Annotated in this window: 1 protein-coding gene; it reads left to right on the top strand. The window is 54.8% G+C overall.

The window, feature by feature from the left end; all coding sequences use genetic code 11:
- The coding region (locus tag SB756_RS29180; RefSeq protein WP_410913018.1) for a hypothetical protein at positions 1-297 on the top strand (297 nt) is incomplete at its 5' end.
- Positions 298-299 lie beyond the last annotated feature (2 nt).

Genomic DNA, 299 nt, shown 5'->3' with positions numbered 1-299 from the left:
GGCGACCACGTGACCTTACGCGCGGTGCCTTTACCGTTACGAACACAAAATTTACAAATCTTGATTCCTGAGCTGTTAGGCTATCTCGCCCGGCAGCAGGAGATCTCTGCGACGCAACTGGCCCAGTGGCTGGCGCGGCGTCAGGATACAGAGTCCTCCGACTGGAATCACTCACAGGCGATCAACCTGCTGGCAGAGCTTGAACGGCTTTGCCCACAGCTACTGAAATCGCCGCCTTCAGGCTTATTACAGCCCATAGAGATTGAGAGCGCGATCAACGCGTTGAAGCATGAGTGAAT

Source organism: Pseudomonas sp. SIMBA_068, assembly GCF_046534705.1.
Taxonomy (GTDB): domain Bacteria; phylum Pseudomonadota; class Gammaproteobacteria; order Pseudomonadales; family Pseudomonadaceae; genus Aquipseudomonas; species Aquipseudomonas putida.
Note: the sequence above shows the minus strand (reverse complement) of the source record. Positions and strands in the feature narration are given on the sequence as shown.